Origin of the sequence: Pseudomonas sp. 43NM1 (assembly GCF_002836905.1) — a bacterium.
GTDB lineage: Bacteria > Pseudomonadota > Gammaproteobacteria > Pseudomonadales > Pseudomonadaceae > Aquipseudomonas > Aquipseudomonas prosekii.
Genome location: NZ_MKGS01000106.1, coordinates 1 through 2,138, shown reverse-complemented (window position 1 = coordinate 2,138; position 2,138 = coordinate 1). Strand labels below are relative to the sequence as shown.

Below are 2,138 nucleotides of genomic sequence, written 5' to 3'. Positions count from 1 at the left end.
CTACATTAGTTACTTGGTGTAATGATTCTCGGGGCTGGGTAGTGCGTATTCACTGGCGGATGAGGAGGGCAAGATCCAGTAACACAACCACCACTTGGCCACGATTGCGCATCCCCTGCCCGACGTCTACCTTCAAGCCGTCGCTGCCAATTCAGCGACCGGGCCTGAGAACCCAAGTAAGATACAGGCGCACAAGCGCCCCAAATCACGATTGCCGGCGTTTTTTTGTGTCTGCATCCCCGTGTAATGGCGGCTGTGCGTGGGAGACCTTCGGGTCTGCCGGATTCCTGTATCTCCGGTTTCTCAGCCCGCGCATAGCTGCCACCCATTCGCCTGAGAACGAACGTGGTAGCTCAAACTTTTGATTCAGGAGTTTTTGCTAATGCCTGCCTTAGATCGGTTCAAAGCTTGCGCCACCGCCTCGCCCGTCATTCTTCAGCACCGCCGAAAAACCGGAGGTGCCCAATGACGATCCCCCAAGACCTCAAAACCATCGGTCTCACCCCGTTTTCCTACCACGCCAACGAACCACTCTTCCGCATCAACGCCGGAGTTCCTGTGATCGAAGCCCTGACTCACGCCTCCAACCTGCTCCACGTCGCCAAAATGCTCGCTTCGGATGCGGCCATGGATCGCGAAACCGACCGGCATGCCTGGGCTTCGTATTATTTGCAGGACATGAGCAAAGCGATCATTGATGACGTGGTGAAGGTGCTCGAAGCGCCGGGGAATAATCGCGGCGCTGACGTCGTTTCGTAAATCTTTCTGCCCGCATGAAAAAGCCCCGAACTGATCGGGGCTCTTTTACACAGCGCTAAATAAAAGATTTTTTTCATAAAAACGATTATCGAACCACCCGCTCCTCCCCTGCCCACCACTGTCTCGCCGTTAAAACTCAAACCTCACTCACCTCAAACACAAACGAAATCCTAAGACTGCTCGCACTCCACACATACCGAATGTGCTTCCCCTGCTTCGGAATCGACACTGCCGGAGGACGAAACGCTGCGACACATTCATGCCCCGGCAAGCGCACGCTGTTGTACAGCAGCCCCCACGACAGGGTTTCGCGCAGTTGGCGGGCGAACGCCTGCGACGGTCCATAAGCGCTGGTATCAGGATCATGCAGTTGCGGGTAGTTGTGGCGGACATCGTGTAACGGTTTCAACACTGTGTTGACGTAAGTGCGCATCGTCAACTCAAGGTCCGGCTCGTTGGTGGCAGCGAGAAACCGTTCCTGGTGGTAGCTCGTTTCAGCAATCGCCGCAGCCTGGCTGCTGGCGGCGTAGTAAACGCCGAAGGTGCCGTCGGTGAAGCGGCTGCTTTTGCCGATGTGGGTGAACGCGGCCATGACCGGCGTGGAGCCGGGGCCGGAGATTCGGTCTTCGGGACGAACGCGCGACAGCACGCCGGCCTCTTCCATCAATCGATCGTTGGTCAGCGCTTCGAGGGCGTAGGCCGTGGGCAGGTCTTCGGGATCGAGCACGTCTTCGAACAACGAGATCGGCGGGAAGCAGCTGTTGACGATCCGATAGGCCCGCGGCCACTGCGGCTCGACCAGTTCCGGCGCCATCAACCGCGCACTCCGTCGAGGTAGCGGCGCACGTCAGCGATGTCGACGACGCGGCCGACCAGCATGTAATCCAGCGCGGTCTGGCCATTGAACGGCGCGGCGGTATTCGGGCTGCTGACCCATTTGTAAACGCGCTCGCGGCTGTTGCTGAAGATGATGCTCAACGCCTTGTGAATGCCCATGAGATAGGAAATCCGCTCGAGCGTGTCACGGGGCAAACGCACATTCGGCGGCAGATGTTTGTACTTGTAGAACGTGGTGTTGCCGACTTTGCCCAGCAACGTGCGTTGCTGCTCGGCGCTGCAGCCCCAACGCTCCATGAGATTGAAGAAGAACTTGAGCGCAACACGGCCGGCTTCGGCAGTGTCGAGTTGTTGTTCCGGGGTTTGGGCTGTGGAGGAGGTAGGCATTTGATGGGCCTGCTTTTGGAATATTGTGACCTGAGACTAGTACAGAAATGGAGGATTAGGAATATTTTATTCGGGAACGAATTCTGAAGTCGTTCAGGAGGTGCAGAGTCATGCCCGCATACCCAACATTTTATTTGACCCCAATCACCCCCACC

At 57.0% G+C, this 2,138-nt stretch carries 3 protein-coding genes; 1 reads left to right on the top strand and 2 read right to left on the bottom strand.

Going from position 1 to position 2,138, the window contains the following annotated elements:
• The first annotated feature begins 465 nt into the window (after window positions 1-465).
• On the top strand, window positions 466-759 hold the full coding sequence (locus tag BI292_RS10060) for a DUF3077 domain-containing protein (protein ID WP_092274834.1): 294 nt from the start codon (window positions 466-468) through the stop codon (window positions 757-759).
• Between the two features lie 136 nt (window positions 760-895).
• Here BI292_RS10060 and BI292_RS10055 read toward each other — a convergent pair whose 3' ends face one another.
• On the bottom strand, window positions 896-1,573 hold the full coding sequence (locus BI292_RS10055) for an RES family NAD+ phosphorylase (protein ID WP_101207788.1): 678 nt from the start codon (window positions 1,571-1,573) through the stop codon (window positions 896-898).
• Window positions 1,573-1,983, bottom strand: a complete 411-nt coding sequence (locus tag BI292_RS10050; protein WP_092274840.1) for an MbcA/ParS/Xre antitoxin family protein — start codon at window positions 1,981-1,983, stop codon at window positions 1,573-1,575. Before BI292_RS10050 ends, BI292_RS10055 begins: the two co-directional genes overlap by 1 nt.
• Between the last annotated feature and the right edge of the window lie 155 nt (window positions 1,984-2,138).

What these genes read in the sequence shown, in the direction of transcription:
- BI292_RS10060 (WP_092274834.1), top strand. Translation starts at nt 466, where the DNA reads ATGACGATCCCCCAAGACCTCAAAACCATCGGTCTCACCCCGTTTTCC.
- BI292_RS10055 (WP_101207788.1), bottom strand. Translation starts at nt 1,573, where the DNA reads ATGGCGCCGGAACTGGTCGAGCCGCAGTGGCCGCGGGCCTATCGGATC.
- BI292_RS10050 (WP_092274840.1), bottom strand. Translation starts at nt 1,983, where the DNA reads ATGCCTACCTCCTCCACAGCCCAAACCCCGGAACAACAACTCGACACT.